The 19,353-nt window shown below is 72.3% G+C and carries 14 protein-coding genes; 6 read left to right on the forward strand and 8 right to left on the reverse strand.

Translation table 11 applies throughout. From position 1 onward, the window contains the following. Positions 1–112 precede the first annotated feature (112 nt). Positions 113–1,090: a glycosyltransferase family 2 protein gene (locus AB0K36_RS15750; RefSeq protein WP_364593782.1), complete on the forward strand. Its 978-nt coding sequence runs from the start codon at positions 113–115 to the stop codon at positions 1,088–1,090. Here AB0K36_RS15750 and AB0K36_RS15755 read toward each other — a convergent pair. Together AB0K36_RS15755 and AB0K36_RS15760 are read right to left on the reverse strand one after the other, a co-directional pair. Then, the gene (locus AB0K36_RS15755; RefSeq protein ID WP_364593785.1) at positions 1,065–2,585 is read right to left on the reverse strand and encodes a DUF6056 family protein; all 1,521 of its coding nucleotides are present in this window, start codon (positions 2,583–2,585) and stop codon (positions 1,065–1,067) included. The genes AB0K36_RS15750 and AB0K36_RS15755 overlap by 26 nt on opposite strands. Before the next feature lie 217 nt (positions 2,586–2,802). Then, positions 2,803–5,436, reverse strand: a complete 2,634-nt coding sequence (locus AB0K36_RS15760; RefSeq protein WP_364593788.1) for a SpoIIE family protein phosphatase — start codon at positions 5,434–5,436, stop codon at positions 2,803–2,805. A 319-nt stretch (positions 5,437–5,755) separates the two neighbouring features. Between AB0K36_RS15760 and AB0K36_RS15765 the strand changes: the two genes are divergently transcribed. Beyond that, positions 5,756–6,808 (forward strand): LacI family DNA-binding transcriptional regulator, encoded by a 1,053-nt coding sequence (locus AB0K36_RS15765; RefSeq protein WP_364593791.1) that lies wholly within the window; start codon positions 5,756–5,758, stop codon positions 6,806–6,808. Positions 6,809–7,167: 359 nt separating this feature from the next. Then, positions 7,168–9,363 carry a pectate lyase-like domain-containing protein gene (locus AB0K36_RS15770; RefSeq protein ID WP_364593793.1) on the forward strand — a complete coding sequence of 732 codons (2,196 nt, stop codon included), beginning with the start codon at positions 7,168–7,170 and terminating at the stop codon, positions 9,361–9,363. 125 nt (positions 9,364–9,488) lie between these two features. Here the strand turns inward: AB0K36_RS15770 and AB0K36_RS15775 are convergent, their stop codons facing one another. Continuing rightward, positions 9,489–10,124, reverse strand: coding sequence for a hypothetical protein (locus AB0K36_RS15775; RefSeq protein WP_364593796.1), 636 nt, complete (start codon positions 10,122–10,124; stop codon positions 9,489–9,491). Then, a complete protein-coding gene (locus AB0K36_RS15780) occupies positions 10,121–11,794 on the reverse strand; it encodes a serine/threonine-protein kinase (protein ID WP_364593799.1) in 1,674 nt (557 codons plus the stop codon). The genes AB0K36_RS15775 and AB0K36_RS15780 overlap by 4 nt, the downstream gene beginning before the upstream one ends. Positions 11,795–12,047: 253 nt before the next feature. Between AB0K36_RS15780 and AB0K36_RS15785 the strand changes: the two genes are divergently transcribed. Beyond that, on the forward strand, positions 12,048–13,181 hold the full coding sequence (locus AB0K36_RS15785) for a S1 family peptidase (RefSeq protein ID WP_435877869.1): 1,134 nt from the start codon (positions 12,048–12,050) through the stop codon (positions 13,179–13,181). Between the two features lie 220 nt (positions 13,182–13,401). On the opposite strand, the gene AB0K36_RS15790 is transcribed toward AB0K36_RS15785, so the two are convergent. Then, positions 13,402–15,033, reverse strand: coding sequence for an FAD-dependent monooxygenase (locus tag AB0K36_RS15790; protein ID WP_364593805.1), 1,632 nt, complete (start codon positions 15,031–15,033; stop codon positions 13,402–13,404). A gap of 247 nt (positions 15,034–15,280) precedes the next feature. Here AB0K36_RS15790 and AB0K36_RS15795 point away from each other — a divergent pair, with 247 nt between their 5' ends. After that, positions 15,281–15,550 carry a hypothetical protein gene (locus AB0K36_RS15795; protein WP_189472173.1) on the forward strand — a complete coding sequence of 90 codons (270 nt, stop codon included), beginning with the start codon at positions 15,281–15,283 and terminating at the stop codon, positions 15,548–15,550. Between the two features lie 76 nt (positions 15,551–15,626). Here the strand turns inward: AB0K36_RS15795 and AB0K36_RS15800 are convergent, their stop codons facing one another. Both AB0K36_RS15800 and AB0K36_RS15805 read right to left on the reverse strand, forming a co-directional pair. Further along, the gene (locus AB0K36_RS15800) at positions 15,627–16,499 is read right to left on the reverse strand and encodes a PaaX family transcriptional regulator C-terminal domain-containing protein (RefSeq protein WP_364593809.1); all 873 of its coding nucleotides are present in this window, start codon (positions 16,497–16,499) and stop codon (positions 15,627–15,629) included. After that, positions 16,496–17,140, reverse strand: coding sequence for a GNAT family N-acetyltransferase (locus AB0K36_RS15805; RefSeq protein WP_364593812.1), 645 nt, complete (start codon positions 17,138–17,140; stop codon positions 16,496–16,498). Before AB0K36_RS15805 ends, AB0K36_RS15800 begins: the two co-directional genes overlap by 4 nt. Positions 17,141–17,247: 107 nt before the next feature. On the opposite strand from AB0K36_RS15805, the gene AB0K36_RS15810 reads away from it, so the two are divergent. Next, positions 17,248–18,312 carry an alpha/beta hydrolase family protein gene (locus AB0K36_RS15810; protein WP_364593815.1) on the forward strand — a complete coding sequence of 355 codons (1,065 nt, stop codon included), beginning with the start codon at positions 17,248–17,250 and terminating at the stop codon, positions 18,310–18,312. Between the two features lie 220 nt (positions 18,313–18,532). Here AB0K36_RS15810 and AB0K36_RS15815 read toward each other — a convergent pair whose 3' ends face one another. Then, positions 18,533–19,270, reverse strand: coding sequence for an NAD(P)-dependent oxidoreductase (locus tag AB0K36_RS15815; protein ID WP_364593818.1), 738 nt, complete (start codon positions 19,268–19,270; stop codon positions 18,533–18,535). Positions 19,271–19,353 lie beyond the last annotated feature (83 nt).

Consider the following 19,353-nt stretch of genomic DNA (forward strand, 5'->3'; position numbering starts at 1 on the left):
GGCATGGGAGCCATCATGGGAGCAACCTCCGCGGCCCGCCGGCCCTCTTCCCTCCATGCAACGGGCCCACCGGGAAGCGCAGCCCGACCGCACCACAGCTGCATGGAGTGACATGACAACGGTCCATACTTCGGTCGTCGTGCCGTGCTTCAACGAGGACGACGTGATCGACCTGTTCCATCAGGAACTCGTCGCGGCACTCGAGCCGACCGGCACGGAATTCGAGATCTGCTACGTCGACGACGGCAGCGGCGACGGGACCAGAGCGCGCCTCAAGCAGCTCGCCGCAACGGACCCACGCGTCCGCTACACCTCCTTCAGCCGCAACTTCGGCAAGGAGTCCGCGATGCTCGCCGGGCTGCGCATGTCCCGCGGGGACGCCGTCGTCCTCATGGACGCCGATCTCCAGCACCCTCCCCACCTGCTGCCCCGCATGCTGGAACTGCACCGCCACGGCTACGACCAGGTCGTCGCCCGCCGCGACCGCACCGGCGAAGGCACGCTGCGGACGGTCCTCAGCCAGGGCTACTACCGGCTCGTCCGCCGCTTCATGGACGTCGAAGTCCTCGACGGCGCGGGGGACTTCCGGCTGCTGTCCCGCAGGGCCGTCGAGGCCGTGCTGAACATGCCCGAGTCCAACCGCTTCTCCAAGGGACTCTTCTCCTGGATCGGCTTCGACACCGTCAGCTTCGGCTACACCAATGTGCGGCGGGCCGCCGGAAGCTCCAAGTGGGGCGGCCGGCGGCTGCTCAACTACGGCATCGACGGGCTGCTGTCCTTCAACACGCGCCCGCTTCGCCTGGCGATCCACACCGGGCTGTGGCTCTTCCTGTCCGCGCTCGCCTACACGGTGTGGATCATCCTCAATGTCGTCCTGGACGGCGTCGACACCCCCGGCTACGCGACCCTGATCGCCGCCATAGTGGGTCTCGGCGGGATCCAGCTCGCCACCCTCGGCATCATCGGCGAGTACGTGGGCCGCATCTACCACGAGACCAAGCGCCGGCCCCACTACGTGGTCCGGGAGACCGAGGAGACCGGCGCCGCGCAGCCCGGGGTGCCGGTCAGGGAAGCCGCTCTGAGTAAGTGACCTTGTCCAGCCGGTAGTAGTCGGCGACGCACTGCGCGGGCCACACCTTGCGCCCCTGCTGACCGAACGGCTCCAGCATCCTGGCCACCGGCGTGGGCGTGTACGGGAGTTCCTTCGCCCCCCGGGCCGCTCCCTCGCGCAGGTAGCGGTCCTGGTGGTCCCAGCGCTCCGCCCGCACCTGCATGTCGCGGCCCAGATCGGCCAAGGGGCCCATGAGGCTCAGCACCGTGGCCGCGCACACGGCGGCCGCGGCAGCGACGGTTCCCGCCGACCGGCGGCCGCGTACGGAGGGCCGCAGCGCGCGCCCCAGGAAGGCCCCGGCCACGACGAGGAGCCCCACGAGGAGGAGCAGATAGTCGTTCCAGGTCCGCTCGGTGGTCACCACCCGCTCCCCGAAGACCGGATAGGTGATGACGGTGCACAGCAGGCCGGCGACCAGGAACGCCGCCGTGCCGAGCCCCAGAAGCAGCGGCTTCCGCGGCAGCACCGGGGCCCGGCCGGGCCGGTCGCGCGCCACCAGGCCCAGCAGCACTCCGGCGCCCACCGCACCCAGGTACTGCCAGGTGCCGAACACCGTGCCGAGGATCTCCGCGTAGCCGCGCAGCGAGCCCAGCAGAGAGTCGGGGGACAGCATCGACGCGCTCTCGGCGCCGTAGCGCTCGCGGCGGTTGCGGGAACCGGGGGAGAAGAACAGCAGCAGGGTCCCGACCACGACACCGGCCGCGCCGGCCAGTGACCAGAGACGGGCGACGCGGCGCACCGGCGCCGCGAGAATCCGGTGCGCGAAGAGCACCACGCCCGCGAGCACCACCAGCGCGACGACCGACGCCTCTTCGGAGAGCGTCCCCAGGAACACCCCGGCGAGCGCGGCCGACACCACCGCGGTGATCCGGCCCGCGCGGCCGCGTGAGCACAGCAGCGGCAGCAACACGGCGGCGCACGCGAGCACCGGGGCCACCGTGTGCGACACCGACGCGGCGGGCCAGTAGAACGTCTTGTACGTGTTGGGCGTGGCGAACAGGAAGACGGCGCAGACCATGGCCGCCACGAACAGCGGCACACCGCGTGGCACCTCCTGCCCGGCCCTGCGCAGCACCTGCACGACCAGGGCCCACAGCAGCACCAGCATGACGAGCCCGCTGACGAAGCCGAACCACTGGTGACCCGCGACCGGGAACTCGGCGTACAGCCCGACGAGCAGGCCGTTGCCCAGCCGCCCGTTGTCGGTGAACCAGAACTTGCCGAGCAGTCCGGAGATGCCCTCGTCCCGTACCACCGGCAGGAAGCACCACTCGTCGGCGCTCGGCCGCACATGACGTCCGAACCACGCCGCGACCGCCAACAGCCCGAGCGGCATACCCGCGAGGACGAACGGCCAGGGCCTTGCCCACGCCGCCGGGCCGCCGCGCCGCCCCTCCGGTCGCCCCACCGCCCCCGCCGGCCCGCCGTCGTCCACTGCACTCGCGACGGTGACGCCCGATGCGCCGACGGTCATATCACCACTGCCTTTCCGCGAACCACTGATCCGGCACCGAAGAGGCGAATTCCCGGTGCACCGTTCCATCAGCAGCATCCAGCGGCAGCCGGCCGTGACACGGGTGACGCGCGGAGGAGGCCGACCGGAGGAGCCGGCTCCGTCGTGCGGCGGCGATGGACCCGGCGCGCCCGCTCGTCCTGCCTGCCTGTCCGACCGCCCGGTCAGGAACCGTCGTTCAGGACGGGGGCACAGGACGCGCGGCGAGGACGGCGATGTCGTCGGCGCTGTCGGCGCCCAGCCCGATGAGGAGTTCGTCGCAGAACACGTCGAGGGGTTCATGTGCCAGCGCGGCGGTGTGCTGGCGGAGCCGGACCATGGCGCGGTCGAGGGACTCGCCGCGGCGTTCGATCAGACCGTCGGTGTAGAGGAGCACGGTCGAGTGGGCCGGGAGCGTGTGCCTCGCCCTGGCTCGTGGCATGTCGGGATCCATGCCGAGCAGCAGGCCGGCACCTTCCTCGAGGTAGCGGGTGTCGCCGTCCGCGGTGGTCAGCAGCGGGGGCAGGTGCCCTGCCGAGGAGAAGGTCAGCTCCCAGGGACCGGCCGCGGGGCCCTTGACGAGGCCGTAGACGCAGGTCGCGGTGGCCTCCCGGTACAGGCTGTGGTTCGCCATGTCCAGGCGGCGCAGGACCGTTTCCGGGGGCTCTTGGCGGTCGATGGCGATGCCGCGCAGCATGCTGCGCAACTGGCTCATGGCGATGGCGGCGTCGAGGTTGTGCCCGCTGACGTCACCGATGACCAGTGCGGTGTCCCCGTTGGGGACGACGAAGCTGTCGTACCAGTCGCCGCCGACCTGCGCGGTGGTGGAGGACGCGGCGTAACGGGCGGCCAGCTGAAGGTGTGCGATGTCCGGCAGTACGGGCAGCAACGAGCGCTGGAGGCGTTCGGCGATGCTCCTGGTCTCCTGGTACAGGCGGGCGTTGTCGACCCCCAGGGCGAGTCCGCGGACCAGGTCGTCGACCAGCGCCAGATCCGCTTCGGTGAACGGCGGCTGCCCGCCGACCCGGGCCAGGGTCAGGGCCCCGAAGACTTCTCTGCGGGCCCGTAGCGGGGCCACGACGGCGCTGTTCGCGCCGAGTTGCGCGAACAGCTCCAAGTAGTGGGCGTCCAGCGGACTCTCTTCCCGGGCGGACGGCAGTGGGCCTGTCAGAAGCAGCGGTCCCGCGCCCCGCAGAGCCCGGGCCAGGGGCCCCCGGGCGGCCTCGGTCACCGGCGGGAGGCTGCCCTCGTGAACACCGGGGTGCAGCGCCTGGGGATCGCGGTGGACCACGCAGACCCGCTCCACCTGGGCGTGTTCGGTGAACAGGTCCACCACGCACCAGCCGGCGAGGCGTTGCGTCAGGATCCGGGCCGCCCGGTGCAGACCCTCGTCCAGATCCAGGGTGTTGCTCAGGGCGACGCCGGTGTCGGCCAGCAGGGAGAGCCGCTCCAGCGCGGACAGGCTCGTCTTGGCGCCGCTCGTGCTCATGCCGCGCTCCGGAGCGGTCCGCGGCAGCCGGACGGGCTCCTGCTCCGGCTCGCGCCGACCGCCGCCCTGACCGCGGGACGGGTGGACGGAGGCCTGCGCCCTGGGGGTCAGCTGGCCGATGAACACGGTGCGGCCGTCGGCGGTCTCCTGGGTCTGGATGTGCAGCCGGACGGGGACCAGATGGCCGTCGCGGTGCATCGCGGGGAGCGGTACGGAGCGCCCCACGATGCGTGTCTGGCCGGTGAGCAGCAGGGAGCTGAATGCCGACAGGTGGCGATTCCGCAGGTGCTCGGGGATGAGGGTGGTGAGCTTGCGCCCGACCAGATCGTCCGGATGCCAGCCGAGCAGGTCCGCCGCCGGTCCGTTCGCCGCGATGATCCGGTTGCCCTCGTCGGCGGCGATGGTCGGCACCCTGCTGGCCTGTACGTGACGGGCGTCCCACGGCACCAGTTCCGAGGAGCCGGCGCCCGGCTCGCGGGGCACGACCGTCCACGCCGTGGGGCGTTCGTCGGCGAGCTGGTCGATGATCTGGTCGAACAGCCAGTCGTGGAAGACGCGAGCACGCGGCAGAGCGGGCAGGGTGAGCAGGCGCTCGTCCCGTGCGGCCTCTTCGGCCACGTCGAGCACCCGGCGCAGGGTGACCACCGCCGGCGTGGCGTCCGCCGGAATCGACAGGGGCAGCGAGCGGATGTCCGCGTCGGGAGGCTGCTTCTTCATCGCGGCCGACACACAGGCGCTGATCACGTTGTTCATGTCATGTGCGGCGACGAGTTCCTCCGGCCGCACGCCGAGCCGGTCTCCTGCGGACGCGGCGAGCGCCAGCTCCCGCAGCAGCGCGTGCCGGTGCTGCTGGGACGCCGAGCAGAGCACGTCCGGCACGTCGACCAGCGTCACCGTCTCGCCGGAGGAGGGCGGCACAGCGGCCTCCCATCCGGACGGCGGCGGGGGTGGCGGGCCGTCCGGCCACAGCTCGAACCAGACCGCTTTGTACTTCTCGTCGGTGTCGGACCCGTAGCGGGACGCCAGCTGTTCGACCAGGGCCAGCCCCTGTCCCGTTCCGGCGTAGGGAGGGCATTCGTGCGGGACCAGTCCGCGGCTCGGCCGGTGATCGCTGACCCGGACGCAAACCCTGCCGTTGAGGGCCCGGGCAGAGACCTCCACCTCGGTGCGCGCGTGCACCACCGCGTTGGTCACCAGCTCGCTGACCAGCAGCTCAGCGGTGTCCACGACATCCGAGGCGATGCCGTCCAGCACGTCCCGCACGAACCGCCGGGCGGACGCCACGCTCTCCGGCTTCTGAGGAAACCGCCGGGACGGTGCCCCCGGCGGATCGAGGTTGCCCATGGCCCCAGTCTGCCGCACGCCGCTCGGGCACGCGGCCGGCTCCCGACGTATCCGCTGGTCAGCGCGCTGACGGGGCACGGCGGCCGGGTGACTTGGCAGGCCCGCGACACGGCGGGCCCGGCGCACGAGGTGACGCGCGGGACCGTGTGGACAGCCCCGCGCCCTGGGCCGCCCCGCGCGCTGGACCCCGCTCCGCGCGCGTGCCGTCGGCCCGGCGCAGCCGCCGGCGCGCCGGCCCCACTGCCCCGTCCCTGCGAGCGGACCCGTTGAGCAGGCAGGTTCGTCCGGGTGAGCCCACCGGCCCCGGTATAAAGAAGCCATGACTGCCGATGCCCCCGTCCCCACCCGCCCCGCGACGCTCGAGGACGTGGCCAGGGTGGCGGGGGTCTCCCGGGCCACCGTCTCCCGGGTGATCAACGGGGCGCCGACCGTGGACCCCGGGCTGCGCGGGATCGTCGAGGAGGCGATAGCGGCGACCCGGTACGTCCCCAACCGCGCCGCGCGGTCCCTGGTGACCCGCCGGACCGACTCGATCGCGCTCGTCGTCTCGGAGCAGGAGCAGCGGTCCGGTGCGACGCCGTTCGTGGGACGGATGTTCACCGACCCGTACTTCGGGCGCGTGGTGAGCGGACTGCTGGAGGTGCTGCGGCCGGCGGGCGTCCAGATGATGCTGATGCTGGTCGACGACGAGACGTCCCGCGAGCAACTGCTGTCGTACCTGCGCCAGGGCCATGTGGACGGCGTCGTGCTGGTCTCCTCGCACGGATCCGACCCGCTGCCGCAGTTGATCACCGGCACCGGACTGCCGGCCGTGCTCTCGGGACGCAGCAGCCGCAGCGGCCGGCTCACCTACGTCGAGGTGGACCAGCGGGCCGGCGCCGAACTGGCCGCGGAACATCTGGTGTCGCTGGGCCGCCGCCGGATCGGCACGGTGACCGGACCGCAGGACATGCCCGCGGGACAGGAGCGCCTGGCGGCGTTCCGCACCGCGCTCGCCCGGCACGGGATCGACGATCTGGCGTGGGTGGAGGGCGACTTCACGCATGTGGGCGGCGCTGCCGCCATGAAGCGGCTGCTGGCGCGGCGGCCCGACCTCGACGGTGTGTTCGTCGCCTCGGACCTGATGGCCATGGGCGCGCTGCCGGTGCTGTCCCGCGAGGGCCGGCGCGTGCCCGAGGACGTCGCCGTGGTCGGCTTCGACGACAGCAACGCCGCACAGGCGTGCGACCCGCCGCTGACGACGGTGCGGCAGCCGGTCGAGGAGATGTCGTCGGAGATGGCGAGGCTGCTGCTGCGGCAGATCCGTGAACCGGGCGACCCTCTTCCCTCGGTGGTCTTCCACCCGTCGCTGGTGATCCGGGACTCGGCCTGAGCAAGCGCCGAACCGGGGGCCGGAGCGGTTCGGACGCCGGAGAGCGCTCCATCGCAGGGAGCGCTCTCCTCGTGCGTGAACCATCGCCTACGTGCGGTCCATTGGATGAAGGAACGGAAGTCCGACAGTCCCTGTCGCCCCTGTCGTGACCCCAAACGGCTTGAAAACGTTCGGGACTTGAAGCCTGCGGCCACAAAGTGCCGCCTGCTTCGGCGAGTTGTTGCACACGTCTTGACGGCGGCGTGACACCGGGAGAATCATCCGTGTACCCGAGAGAGCGCTCTCTCGGCAGGCTGAGCCGGCCGTCGTACACAGCATCAGCAACCGCACCCGTCCCTGAATCCCCAGGAGAGACAGCCATGCCCGCTGCCCCCACAAGACAGCTCGGACCACCACCGAGCCTCGCGCACCACCAGCGGCGCGGCACCGTCGCGCTGATCGTCACCGCCATGGTCGCCGCCCTGCTCGGTCTGCTGCCCGCCGCGCCCGCGCAGGCCGCGCCCGTCCTGCTGTCCCAGGGCAGGACGGTGACCGCCTCCAGCCAGGAGAACGGCGGCACGGTCGCTGCCAACGCCGTCGACGGCAACGCCGGCACCCGCTGGTCCAGCGCCTTCTCGGACCCGCAGTGGATCCAGGTCGACCTGGGCGCGAGTGCCACCGTCACCCAGGTCGTGCTCGCCTGGGAGGCGGCCTACGCCAAGGGCTACCGCATCGAGCTGTCCGGCAACGGCACCGACTGGACCACCGCCCACTCCACCACCACCGGTCCCGGAGGCACGGAGACCCTGAACGTCTCCGGCACCGCGCGCTACGTGCGCATGTACGGGACCGCCCGGGCCACCCAGTACGGCTACTCGCTCTGGGAGTTCAAGATCTACGGCACCATGAACGGCGGAGGCGGCCCCGAGATCCCCGGCGGCGGAGACCTCGGCCCCAACGTCCTCGTCTTCGACCCCTCCACGCCCGACATCCAGGGCAAGCTCGACGAGATCTTCCGTCGCCAGGAATCGGCGCAGTTCGGCACCGACCGCTACCAACTGCTGTTCAAGCCGGGTACGTACAACAACATCAACGCGCAGATCGGCTTCTACACCTCCATCTCCGGTCTCGGGATCGACCCGGACGACACCACGTTCAACGGTGATGTGACGGTCGACGCCGGCTGGTTCGACGGCAACGCGACGCAGAACTTCTGGCGCTCCGCGGAGAACCTCGCCCTCAACCCGGTCAACGGCACCAACCGCTGGGCCGTCTCCCAGGCCGCCCCCTTCCGCCGGATGCACGTCAAGGGCGGCCTCAACCTGGCCCCCAGCGGCTACGGATGGGCCAGCGGCGGCTACATCGCCGACAGCAAGATCGACGGCACGGTCGGGCCGTACTCCCAGCAGCAGTGGTACACCCGCGACAGCTCCGTCGGCGGCTGGACCAACGGCGTGTGGAACATGACGTTCTCCGGCGTCCAGGGCGCACCCGCCACCGGCTTCCCCGACCCGCCGTACACCACGCTGGACACCACACCCGTCTCCCGTGAGAAGCCCTTCCTCTACATGGACGGCGGCCAGTACAAGGTGTTCGCCCCGGCCAAGCGGGTGAACGCGCGCGGCACTTCGTGGGGGAACGGCGCACCGCAGGGCGAGTCGATCCCGCTCGAGCGGTTCTACGTCGTCAAGCCCGGCGCGACCGCCGCGACCATCAACGCCGCGCTCGAGCAAGGCCTCCACCTGCTGTTCACGCCCGGCGTCTACCACGTCGACCGGACGATCAACGTCAACCGCGCGAACACCATCGTGCTCGGCCTCGGCCTCGCCACGATCATCCCCGACAACGGCGTCACGGCCATGAAGGTCGCCGACGTGGACGGCGTGCGGCTCGCGGGCTTCCTCATCGACGCGGGGCCGGTCAACTCGCCCACCCTGCTGGAAGTCGGCCCCCAGGGCGCGTCCGCCGACCACGCGGCCAACCCCACCACCGTGCAGGACGTCTTCATCCGCATCGGCGGAGCGGGCCCCGGCAAGGCCACCACCAGCATGGTCGTCAACAGCGACGACACGATCATCGACCACACCTGGGTCTGGCGCGCCGACCACGGCGACGGCGTCGGCTGGGAGACCAACCGGGCCGACTACGGCGTCCGCGTCCACGGCGACGACGTGCTGGCCACCGGCCTGTTCGTCGAGCACTTCAACAAGTACGACGTCGAGTGGTACGGCGAGCGAGGCCGGACCATCTTCTTCCAGAACGAGAAGGCCTACGACGCGCCCGACCAGGCCGCCATCCAGAACGGCGCCACCAAGGGCTATGCGGCCTACCGTGTCGACGACTCCGTGAACACCCACGAGGGATGGGGGATGGGCAGCTACTGCTACTACAACGTGGACCCGACGATCCGGCAGGACCACGGCTTCAAGGCCCCGGTCAAACCCGGGGTGAAGTTCCACAGCCTGCTGGTGGTCTCGCTCAGCGGCCACGGCCATTACGAGCATGTCATCAACGACACGGGCTCTCCCACGTCAGGGACCTCGACGGTGCCTTCGACCGTCGTCAACTTCCCCTGACGCGGCGGTAGGCGGGCCGGCGCCGACGGCCCGCGGCCGCACGGGAGGGAGGGCGTATCCACCGGGACGGGCGCGATCGGGCCCGTCCGGCGGGTACGCCCTCGACCGGTCGGGTGCGAAATTCCCTACGGGCAGCGGTAGGTGAACCGCGCGTCCGCGGAGTGCCGTGACGGTGAGAGGATCCACAGCTCCGCACTCGCGCGGTACTCGCCCCGTCCCTCGAACGTCCACAGCAGGTGCAACCGGGCCTGCTTCTGGCCGCGCACCACCCGCTCGCGCAGCACCCCCGAGTCGGTGCCGTCGCTGCGGACCCAGCGGTAGGTCAGCGTGCCGGGCCGGCCGTCGGTCCGCACCACGCCGACGACGTCGGCGGTCCCGCCGCAGCCGGGCCCGTCCGGCGAGGTCCGGACCACCACGTCCCGCACACTCACGCCCGGCCCGTACCGCTGCCAGGCGAGGAATCCGAGCACGGCCAGGAGGACGGCGGCGGCAAGGGCGTACCGGCGCAGGCCGCGCCGGCGTCCGCGCGCCCGGCGGTCGTCGTCGGGCTGTCCGGCGAGCGTCCCGTGCCACACCCCGGCGGCCGTGGCTCCGCTTCCGTGCTGCCGCACGAACGCGGTCACTCCCGGGCCGAAGCGCAGGACGTCGCCCTCGACGCGGTCGGGGACCGGCCCGGGGTCGGGACGTTCGAACCAGTGGCTGCCCAGCGCGGTCGCGCTGTACTCGTCCGCGTCACCCGCGGGCGTGCGTGGGTCACTCACAGGACCGGGCACCCCCTTCTGGTCAGAAGCTGCTGCGTGGAACTGCCGCTCGCAGCCGCCGGATCGGTGCCGGCCTGTACGGCCCAGTAGCAGCCCGTGCCCTGGAACGTGTGGTCCAGAGCGAGGGTGTACTGCGTCGCACCGCTCCGTTCGAAGGACTGGGTGCTCTCGACGGCGCCCAGGACGCCCTTCTCGTTGCTCGTGAACCACGAGACGACGACCTTCACGGGGCCGGCGCCGGACGTGACGACATCGACGGTCGCGGCGGCCGTCGCCGTGCCGGTCTGCCGGAAGCCCGTCACGGAGACCGACTTCACTTGCACCGGAGCGACGGTCGGCGGGGCGCTGGTCGTCGGCTCCGTGGACGGCTCGGCGGAGGTGGTCGGGGTGGGTGACGTGGCCGGCGCGGACGTCGTCGGCGGGGCCGGCGGCGTCGACGACGTCGCGGGCGACGGGTCGGCCGGCCCACTCGTCGTGCTCGCCGACGGGGAGAGCGAGCCGCCGTCCGACGGTGACGGCCCGATGTCGCCGTCGCCGTCAGCCACCGGTGAGGCCGAGCCGCCGGGCATCGCGCTGGTCGTCGCGACGGCCTGCGCGGTCGTCCTCGGGGAGGCGTCCTCACCGGCCCGTGCCGCGACGGCCACCACCGCGACCACGGCCAGCGCGGCGACGCCGGCGAGCGCTTTGCGGAGCGCCGGCGGCACGTACCCGCCGGCGCCGATGCCCGAGCCGACGCCCGTACCCGTGCCGGGGCCGGCGCCGATCGACGTGGTGGCGTGGTCGGTCGTCCCCGCGGGTCCGCCGGCCGAGGGGAACAGCAGAGGCAGCAGCGCGGCGAGCGCCGCCAGCTTGCGCTGGCCCCGCTCCTCCCAGTCGGGCCCGTACGCCGCCCGGGCGATCGCCTCGAGCTCGGCCACGAACGCCGCCGCGTTCGCGGGCCGTTCCGCCGGTGACTTGGCGAGCCCCCGCCGGATGAGGGGACGTACCGGCTCGGGCGTGTCGTGCTCGGGGACCGGCGCGCCGATGTGCTGGAGCGCCAGCTCGGCGAAGTTCTCGCCGCGGAAGGGTTTGTGGCCCGTCAGGCACTCGTAGAACGTCGCGGTCGCGGCGTACACGTCGGCGGCGGGGGAGGCCGGTTCGCCGTTCCACTGCTCCGGCGCCATGTACGCCGGGGTGCCGGCCACCCCCGGTGTGCTCCCGCGGTGCGCGGCGATGCCGAAGTCGACCAGCTTGGAGGAGCCGTCCGCCGCGACGAGCACGTTCTCCGGTTTGTAGTCGCGGTGCACGACACCCGCGCCGTGCGCCGCGGCGAGACCCAGCAGCGAGCCCTTCAGCACCGCCAGCGCCGCCTCCGGACCGGTCGCGCCCTCCCGGAGCAGCAGAGTGCGCAGTGCGATGCCGTCGACCAGCTCCATCACGATCGCGGCGCCCTGCGGCGCCTCGACGTACTCGTAGAGCCGCACCACGTACGGGGTGTCGAGCCCGCCCAGCAACTGCGCCTCCGCGCGGAACTCGCGTACGAAGCCCGACTCCGCACGCAGCCTCTCGCTGAGGTACTTCACCGCCACCGGCACGCCGGTGGCGTCATGGACGGCGAGTACGACACGCCCGCAGCCGCCCGCACCGAGCTCACGGGACTCGGTGTACCCGGGCACCGACCAGGTGTTCATCACGTTCCCCCTGCCCACGCGCTGTCCCCACCACAGACACATTTCTTTCACCTCCGGTTCCCGCCGGGAGGCCCGGGCGTGCGAGGACCCCGAAGCTCCGGCGTGCACTTGGCATGGACCTGCCCCTGGAGTTCGGCTACGCTCCGGCCGAGCGCAATGAGAGCGCTCTCAGCAGCTCTCGACACGCGCCCCAGCACGGCCTGTTCCATCCCCCACGATGCTGGAACAACGAAAGGTCAACGCCTTGAGACGCATGACAGCCATACGTACGGGCCTGTCCGCACTCCTCCTCCTCGGCTCATGGGCCGCGGTCGGCGCCGGCCCAGCGGCCGCCTCCGTCCCCGCCGCCGAGCCCAAGCTCTCCACCGGCCTGCTCACGGCCATGCAGCGCGACCTGGGACTCGACGCGGACGAGGCGACGGTACGCCTCGCCGCGGAGAAGACCGCCACCGCCGTCGAAGGAAAGGCCCGCCGCGCCGCCGGAGCGGCCTTCGGCGGCTCCTGGTTCGACGCGGACACCGGCAGGCTCACGGTGGCCCTCACCGACGCGGGCAAGGCCCGCGCCGTACGGGCGACCGGCGCCGACACGGCACTCGTCCGCCACAGCGTCCGGCAGCTCGACTCGGTCAAGCGCGAGATCGACGCCCTGAAGGCGCCCGCGGGCGTGGCCAGTTGGCACGTCGACCCGAAAGCCAACCGGGTCGTGGTGAACGTCGTCGCCGCCGAGCGGGATGACAACGATGTCCGGTCCTTCCTGGACCGCGCGAGGGACGCCGGCCCGATCACGGTCCGGGAGACCGCGCAGGCCCCGGTGCCGTTCGCCGCCGGGACCGTCGGCGGCGACCCGTACTACACGGGCAACGTGCGCTGCTCCATCGGTTTCTCCGTGCACGGCGGCTTCGTCACGGCGGGCCACTGCGGAAGGGCCGGCGCGGCCGTACGCGGCTGGGACGGCACGCACATCGGCACCTTCCAGGGCTCCTCGTTCCCCGGTGACGACTACGCCTGGGTCAGCGTCGGCAGCGGCTGGTGGACCGTTCCCGTGGTCCTCGGCTGGGGAACCGTGCCCGACCAACTGGTCCGGGGCTCCGCGGAGGCCCCGATCGGCGCTTCCGTCTGCCGCTCCGGCTCCACGACGCGCTGGCACTGCGGCAACGTCCTCGCCAAGAACGAGACGGTCAACTACAGCCAGGGCGCCGTCCATCAGATGACCAAGACCAGCGTCTGCGCGGAACCGGGCGACTCCGGCGGCTCGTTCATCAGCGGTGACCAGGCGCAGGGCGTCACGTCCGGCGGCTGGGGCAACTGCTCCGGCGGGGGCCAGACCTGGCACCAGCCGGTCAACGAGATCCTCGGCCGCTACGGGCTGCGTCTGCACACCGCCTGACGCAGCTGCGGGCTGCGCCTGCACACCGCCTGACGCAGCCGCACACCCGGGAACGGTCCCGGGGCGGCGCGGGCCACCACGGCGGGTGGTCCGCGCCACCCCGTCGTCCTCGGGCCGGGCACGCGCGCACGTGCCCGGCCCGCGGCCGGTTGCACGGGTGAGGTCGCGGACCGGGCCCGCCGCCGGCCGCACGGGTGAGGTCGCGGACCGCCGTCCGGGGTCAGATCCGCAGGACCGTCGCGAGGTGCGCGGACAGCTCGGAAGCGGACGGCGGCGTCCGCCGCAGCGACACGTAGCCGTCCGGGCGGAGCAACAGGGCGGTCGGGCCTCGAACGTCGTAGACGCGCCCGAACTCCCCACGACTGTCCCGCCACCCCTGGGGAAACGTGCCGTCCGCACCGACGGGGGCCGCGACGTCGGGGTGGAGGACGAGAGCGGAGTCCACCTGTCCGTGGGTCAGGCGGGCGGCCTCGTCCGCCAGCTCCACACACGCCTCCCAGTCGCGTTCGTCGTCCGCGTACAGCAGCAGCGTGTGCGTGTCGCGGCCGCGCAGCAGGTCGAAAAGTCGCACCGGGAACGTGGCGATCGGCCCCACGAGACCGCCGCAGTCGGGTGCGCGGTCGCCCGCGTCGGGACCGGCGTGGCCGCTGCCGCGGGAGGCGACGACCGGGCTGTCCGGATATCCGACGAGCAGTTGGGCCTCGCGCAGCATCAGCGTCTGCGGCTCCTCGGGGTCCGTCTGCACGCCGCCCGCGGTCGCGTGCCGCACGGTGCGTCCCACCACCTCCTCGCCCACCGGGCGCCGCTCGGCGTCGTAGCTGTCGAGCAGGCCGGGACGGGCGGTCCCGGTCACCGCGAGCGCCAGCTTCCACGCCAGGTTGTACGCGTCCTGGATGCCGGTGTTCATGCCCTGGGCGCCGGTGGGCGGATGGATGTGCGCGGCGTCGCCCGCGACGAAGACCCTGCCGCGGGAGTAACGGTCCACCAGCCGGTGGCTGATGCGGAACACCGACGACCAGCGCAGCGCCGACGCCGTGGTGGGCTCCGGAGCCAGCCGGTCGAGGACGGCCTGGACATGCTCCAGCCCCGGCGCGCGGCCGCCCTCCAGGCCGTGCGCCACGCTGTCCGCGTCCGGCCGGCGGACGGACAGCTCCGGCGGCACCAGCATCGACATCCGGTAACGGCGGTGTCCGGGCAGCGGGATGCACACCAGCAGGTCGTCGGCGGCGCCGTCGCCGACATGCGTGGCCCGCACGCTGTAGCCGGGCGGCAGACCCCAGCCGACCTCGACGTCCGCGAGCATGTACTCCTCGGCGAAGGCGGCTCCCTCGAAGGCGAGGCCCAGCGACTTGCGGACGGCGCTGTGTGCGCCGTCGCAGCCCACGAGGTAGCGGGACCTGATCTCCTCCGTGCGTCCGGACGGTGTGGTGACCGTGCTCCACACCCCGTCCTCGTCCTGGGCGAACGACACCAGCTCCGTTCCCCGTTCGATCCGGGTGCCCCGGCGCGCGAGGTGGTCCTCGATGATCCGCTCGGTCTCGTACTGCGGCAGGGCGGCGAAGCCGTAGGGGACGTCCGGCGGCAGCTTGAGCTCGATCCGCACGCGTTCCACGCCGTTCACGTACGTCAGCTGGCCGCGCATGGGCGCGGCGGCGGCCAGGGCGTCGCGCGCGATCCCCATCCGGTCCCAGATCTCCAGTGTCCTGGGCTGGATGCCGACGGCCTTCGCGTAGGGCAGCCGGGCCGGCAGCCGGTCGATGAGACGGCAGGTGACACCGCGTCCACGCAGTTCGGCCGCCGCTGTGAGCCCGACGGGGCCCGCGCCCACCACCAGCACATCGATCCGGTCCATCCGGCATCTCCTGTCGGGAGCCCAGGCACGCGGGGCGATCGGTCCCCGCCTCTCATGGTCGCCCCGCGAACGGGGCCGCGTCGACTCGGGCGTCATGGCCTGCGGCGTTGCACTTGCGGGGCCTCCACGGAGGGTGGAGCGTGTGCGCGCCGATGCCCGCCGGCTGCCGTGCTGGGCGCCTCGGCGGTGGGCGAGCGCGGCCCGTCCGACCACCGCACTGTCAGTGGCGGCTGCGACGCTGGGCAGCATGGACGAGCAGATCATGCGCGGACGCGTCTACGGAGCCGATCACGACGATCCCGACCCAGGCCCGCAGCCAGGACACGACTACGTCGAGCTGGTGGGGGGCCCTCTCGACGGGCTGCTGCTGGACGTCACCGGCTGGACACCCACGCAACTGCACGAAGGAGCCGCGCTGGCCACCGAACTCGGCCGTTACGGAGCCGGCGGCCGCTCACTGTACGGACCGAGGAACGGCGCCCCCAGGCTCTTCGACTGGGAAGAAGACACGCCCTGAGCCCGCAGGACCGGACTTCCCTGCCCCCACCCCGGCCGGCGGCCCGGGCCTCCCCGTGGACGACACGCCGCTGTCGTCAGCGCGCGGCCCGGTCCGCTCCTGCGGCGATGTCGGCGTAGAGGCGGAAGAGAGCCGGGCGGGCTTCGCCGCCCTCTTGCTCGTGCAGGGCCGCCCAGCACGAGGCAAAAATCTCCCGGGCCTCGGCGCCGGGCCAGGGCCGGGGCAGGAGCTCGGGCGGCAGCAGCGGGTCGGGGTCCATGGCACGGGTGAGTTCGGCGGCCAGCTCCACCGCGATGGTGAGGAGTTCGGACGGGGAGAGTCCGGCCGTGCCGGTGAGCCGGTCGAGTCGGGGCCTGGCCAAGCGTCCGAGGCGGTGGTAGCGGTCGGCGATCTCCCGCAACGGCCACAGCCGCCGGGCGAGTTCGGCAGGCTCCCGGGTCTCACCCCTGCGCAGGTCCGTCGACGTGAGGAGGGTGAGCCCGCCATGGGCGCCGAGGCGGTGGGCCGCTTCTTCGACGTACGGTTCCCAGGCGTTTGCGCACACGTACAGCCCGCCCTGGAGCGGGGCGCCGCCGAGGTGGACGAGCGTCTCACGCAGCAGGTCCCGGGCCGTGCGCTCCGATTCGGGCACCGCGAAGGCGGCCAGGTGCCAGACACCGTCCCAGGGCGCGAGCCCGGCGTCCTGCTCGAACGCGTGCCGGAGGAAGTCCGCGTTGGGGGCGAGGGCGCGCACGGTGTCCGGGGTCGCGTGCAGCCGCGCCTTGCGGCCCCGGCCCTCGTGGGTGAACCGGCCTTCGGCCACGAGGCGTTTGACGCACAGCCGCACCTGCTGGTCGCTCATGCCCAGGGTGTCGGCGACGCCGTACAGCTCGTCGGCGTCGACCGACCCGTCCTCGCGGATCAGCGCGTGGACGAGCATGCGGGTCGGGATCTCGATGCGGTCGGTCATGGTGTGCGCGGTCCTCTCGGCCCGTTCGCCTCGACCGGGCGGCGCATGCTGGTCACCGCGCCGAACCCGAGCAGCCCGCGCAAGTAGGGGGTGTGCTCGGTCCGTACGGCCGTGAAGCCGCGCCGCTCGTACAAGGCTCTGGCGCGCGGGTTGGTGTCGATCACGTCCAGTCTGATCTCCCGGCAGTCGTGCTCCGCCGCGACGGCGGCCACTTCATCGAGGAGCAGACTCCCGATGCCGCGGCCGCGTGTGCCCGGGTCCACGGCGATGCCGTCCATGACGAGCTGTCCGGCGGCCGGGTGTCGTTCGAACAGGGCGAGCAGCAGGAGCCGGTGCAGTCCTCGCAGGTGTCCGTACATACGCAGCACGGCGGAGGCGTCGCCCCCGGTGAGGGCCCGGCCGTCGAGCTGATAGCCCGCGAGGCCGACGAGCTGCCCGTCGACGAGCGCGCACACCGCCCGATCGGCGTTCAGGTGGGCGGCGATGAAGGGCACCGCCTTGTCCGGCGGGTTCAGGGCGGGGCCGAGTTTGCGGCCGAAAGCGTCCCAGTACAGCTCGGCCGCCCGCCCCTCTGCTCCGGCCGGAACGCCCCGTCGGACCGTCACCGGCCCCCTGCCGGCTTCCGTCTCGTCCAGTCCCATGCCGTGCCCCCTTTCGCGCCGTCATCTCGGGCTCAAAACTATCATTCTTTCGACGATCGTTCCATCAATGATAGTTTCGGGAGCCCGAGCAGAGGCGGTCACATCTGATGAGTCCGAAGATCCGGCCCCGACGGCCCCGGCCCCGCATCGCCGTGTGGTCACTCGTCACGATCCTGGTCGTGGCCACCGGCCTCGCCGGCGTGGTCCTGTGGCAGAACTCCTACGAGATGGACGAGCGGCGGGTCTCGATCCGCCACGGCGGCCACATACTCAACGGCGTACTGGCCACTCCCAAGGACGGCCGCGAACACCACGGCCTGGTCGTGTACATCCACGGCGACGGTCCCGTCGACGCCACCCACGACGACGGTTACAAGCCCTTGTGGGAAGCGAACGCCAAGGCCGGATACGCCTCCCTGTCCTGGGACAAGCCCGGCGTCGCGGGCGCACCCGGCGACTGGCTCGAACAGTCCATGGACGACCGGGCCGACGAGGCGGCCGCCGCCATCGCCTGGGCGCGCGCCCGCCCGGACATCGACGGCGACCGGATCGGGCTCTGGGGCGCCAGCCAGGCGGGCTGGGTCCTGCCGAAGGTCGCCGCCAGGACGCCCGTCAGCTTCGTCATCGCCGTCTCACCCGCGATCAACTGGCTCCGGCAAGGCCGCTACAACCTCCTCGCCGAGCTGCGCGCCGAGGGCGCGTCGGCCGCCCGCACCCGCGCCGAGATCGCCGACAGCGACGCCACCCGCCGGCTGCTGGAACGCCACGCCACCTTCGAGGAGTACGTCAGGGCGAGGGGCGGCGACGCGGACGGCATGACCGCCGGTCGCTGGCGCTTCATCTCCAAGAACCACACCGCGGACGCGACGCGGGACCTCCGCGCCCTGCGTCGCGTACCGGTGCTGCTGACCCTCGCAGGCCATGACCTCAACGTGGACACCGCCGACACGGAACGTGTCTATCGCAAGGTGCTGTACGCAGGTGGGGCGTTGACGGTCACGCATCACCCGGACGCGAGCCACTCGCTGCTCAAGCGGTCCGTCGAGCAGTCGGATCTCAAGATCACACTCACCGCGCTCTTCGCCCCTCGCGCGCTCTTCGCGGACGGATTCCTGGACGGGCAACGACAGTTCCTCGAAGGTCTCGGCGGAGGCGGCAACGCCACCCCGTGACCCTTGCCGGGGCCTGACGCCCGGGGCCGCCCCTGCGCCGCACGCTCGGGCCGCGCGTCTGCGCATCACGCCCGGGCCGCCCCTGCGCAGCACGCCTGCGCCGCGCGCCTGCGCCGCACGCGGTGGAACCGGCGGTGCGGCGACAGTCGCCCGTGGCGCGATGCGCGGTCAACCCTTCAGGGTTTCGCCGTCCGCCCGCACGAGGTCGGGAATTCCGTGTTCACGCCGCGCTCGTACCGGCGTGGGCGAGGGCCGACGGGGTCAGCCGGCCGACGATGGCCGGGGCCTCCCGGACGAGGGCGTCGTCCTCCGCCGCGGCGACCATGAAGAGGGCGAAGTCCACGCGACGGGTCAGATTGCTCGCGAGGACGGGGTCACCGACATGCCGGCTCCACACCGGCAGGCCCTGGCTCTCGCCCTCCTCCAGGTCGCTGCCGCGGACGACCGTCCAATCGGTGTCACTGGCGAAGATGTAACGGCACGCCTCCACCTGGTCGTCCAGGTCCGCCACCCGGGCCAGTCTGGCCAGCCGCCCGAAAACCGCCACGAACGCCCTGAGCCTGCGGGTGTAGACGTCCTTCCCGTCCCGGGTGATGTGCCAGCCGCAGGAGAACACCAGCCGTGCCCCCGCCGGCGCCGCGTCCAGTACGGCCCGGGCCGTGCCGGAGGAGTAGCGCTTCATCCCCCACGGGACCAGCACCGTGAGCACGGCCTGGCACCCGTCCACCGCACGCGCGACGGCCGCACGGTCGTCGGTCGCCGCGGGGACCACCGTGATCCGCCCCTCGAACTCGGCGAGCTTGCCGACGCTCTGCTCCCGGCACACGCCCACCACTTCGTAGCCCCGGTCCAGCGCGTGCCGCACCATGTACCGCCCGAGCTTCCCGGACGCGCCCACGACGCACATCTTCTTGCGCGTGCCCGTTCTTCGTGACTCCTCCGAGCTGATCGGTTCCATGACTTCGCCCTCCCTCTCCCCGCCGTCCTTACGCCGTAAGGGTGTGCCTTACGAAGTAAGGTTGTCAACCTGCGAAACCCGTC

The sequence above is a fragment of the Streptomyces kurssanovii genome (assembly GCF_040677245.1).
Classification (GTDB): Bacteria; Actinomycetota; Actinomycetes; order Streptomycetales; family Streptomycetaceae; genus Streptomyces; species Streptomyces kurssanovii.

Bases quoted from the DNA above. Each gene is read 5' to 3' on its own strand.
- AB0K36_RS15750 (WP_364593782.1), top strand. From the start codon at position 113: ATGACAACGGTCCATACTTCGGTCGTCGTGCCGTGCTTCAACGAGGAC.
- AB0K36_RS15755 (WP_364593785.1), bottom strand. From the start codon at position 2,585: ATGACCGTCGGCGCATCGGGCGTCACCGTCGCGAGTGCAGTGGACGAC.
- AB0K36_RS15760 (WP_364593788.1), bottom strand. From the start codon at position 5,436: ATGGGCAACCTCGATCCGCCGGGGGCACCGTCCCGGCGGTTTCCTCAG.
- AB0K36_RS15765 (WP_364593791.1), top strand. From the start codon at position 5,756: ATGACTGCCGATGCCCCCGTCCCCACCCGCCCCGCGACGCTCGAGGAC.
- AB0K36_RS15770 (WP_364593793.1), top strand. From the start codon at position 7,168: ATGCCCGCTGCCCCCACAAGACAGCTCGGACCACCACCGAGCCTCGCG.
- AB0K36_RS15780 (WP_364593799.1), bottom strand. From the start codon at position 11,794: ATGAACACCTGGTCGGTGCCCGGGTACACCGAGTCCCGTGAGCTCGGT.
- AB0K36_RS15785 (WP_435877869.1), top strand. From the start codon at position 12,048: ATGACAGCCATACGTACGGGCCTGTCCGCACTCCTCCTCCTCGGCTCA.
- AB0K36_RS15790 (WP_364593805.1), bottom strand. From the start codon at position 15,033: ATGGACCGGATCGATGTGCTGGTGGTGGGCGCGGGCCCCGTCGGGCTC.
- AB0K36_RS15795 (WP_189472173.1), top strand. From the start codon at position 15,281: ATGGACGAGCAGATCATGCGCGGACGCGTCTACGGAGCCGATCACGAC.
- AB0K36_RS15800 (WP_364593809.1), bottom strand. From the start codon at position 16,499: ATGACCGACCGCATCGAGATCCCGACCCGCATGCTCGTCCACGCGCTG.
- AB0K36_RS15805 (WP_364593812.1), bottom strand. From the start codon at position 17,140: ATGGGACTGGACGAGACGGAAGCCGGCAGGGGGCCGGTGACGGTCCGA.
- AB0K36_RS15810 (WP_364593815.1), top strand. From the start codon at position 17,248: ATGAGTCCGAAGATCCGGCCCCGACGGCCCCGGCCCCGCATCGCCGTG.
- AB0K36_RS15815 (WP_364593818.1), bottom strand. From the start codon at position 19,270: ATGGAACCGATCAGCTCGGAGGAGTCACGAAGAACGGGCACGCGCAAG.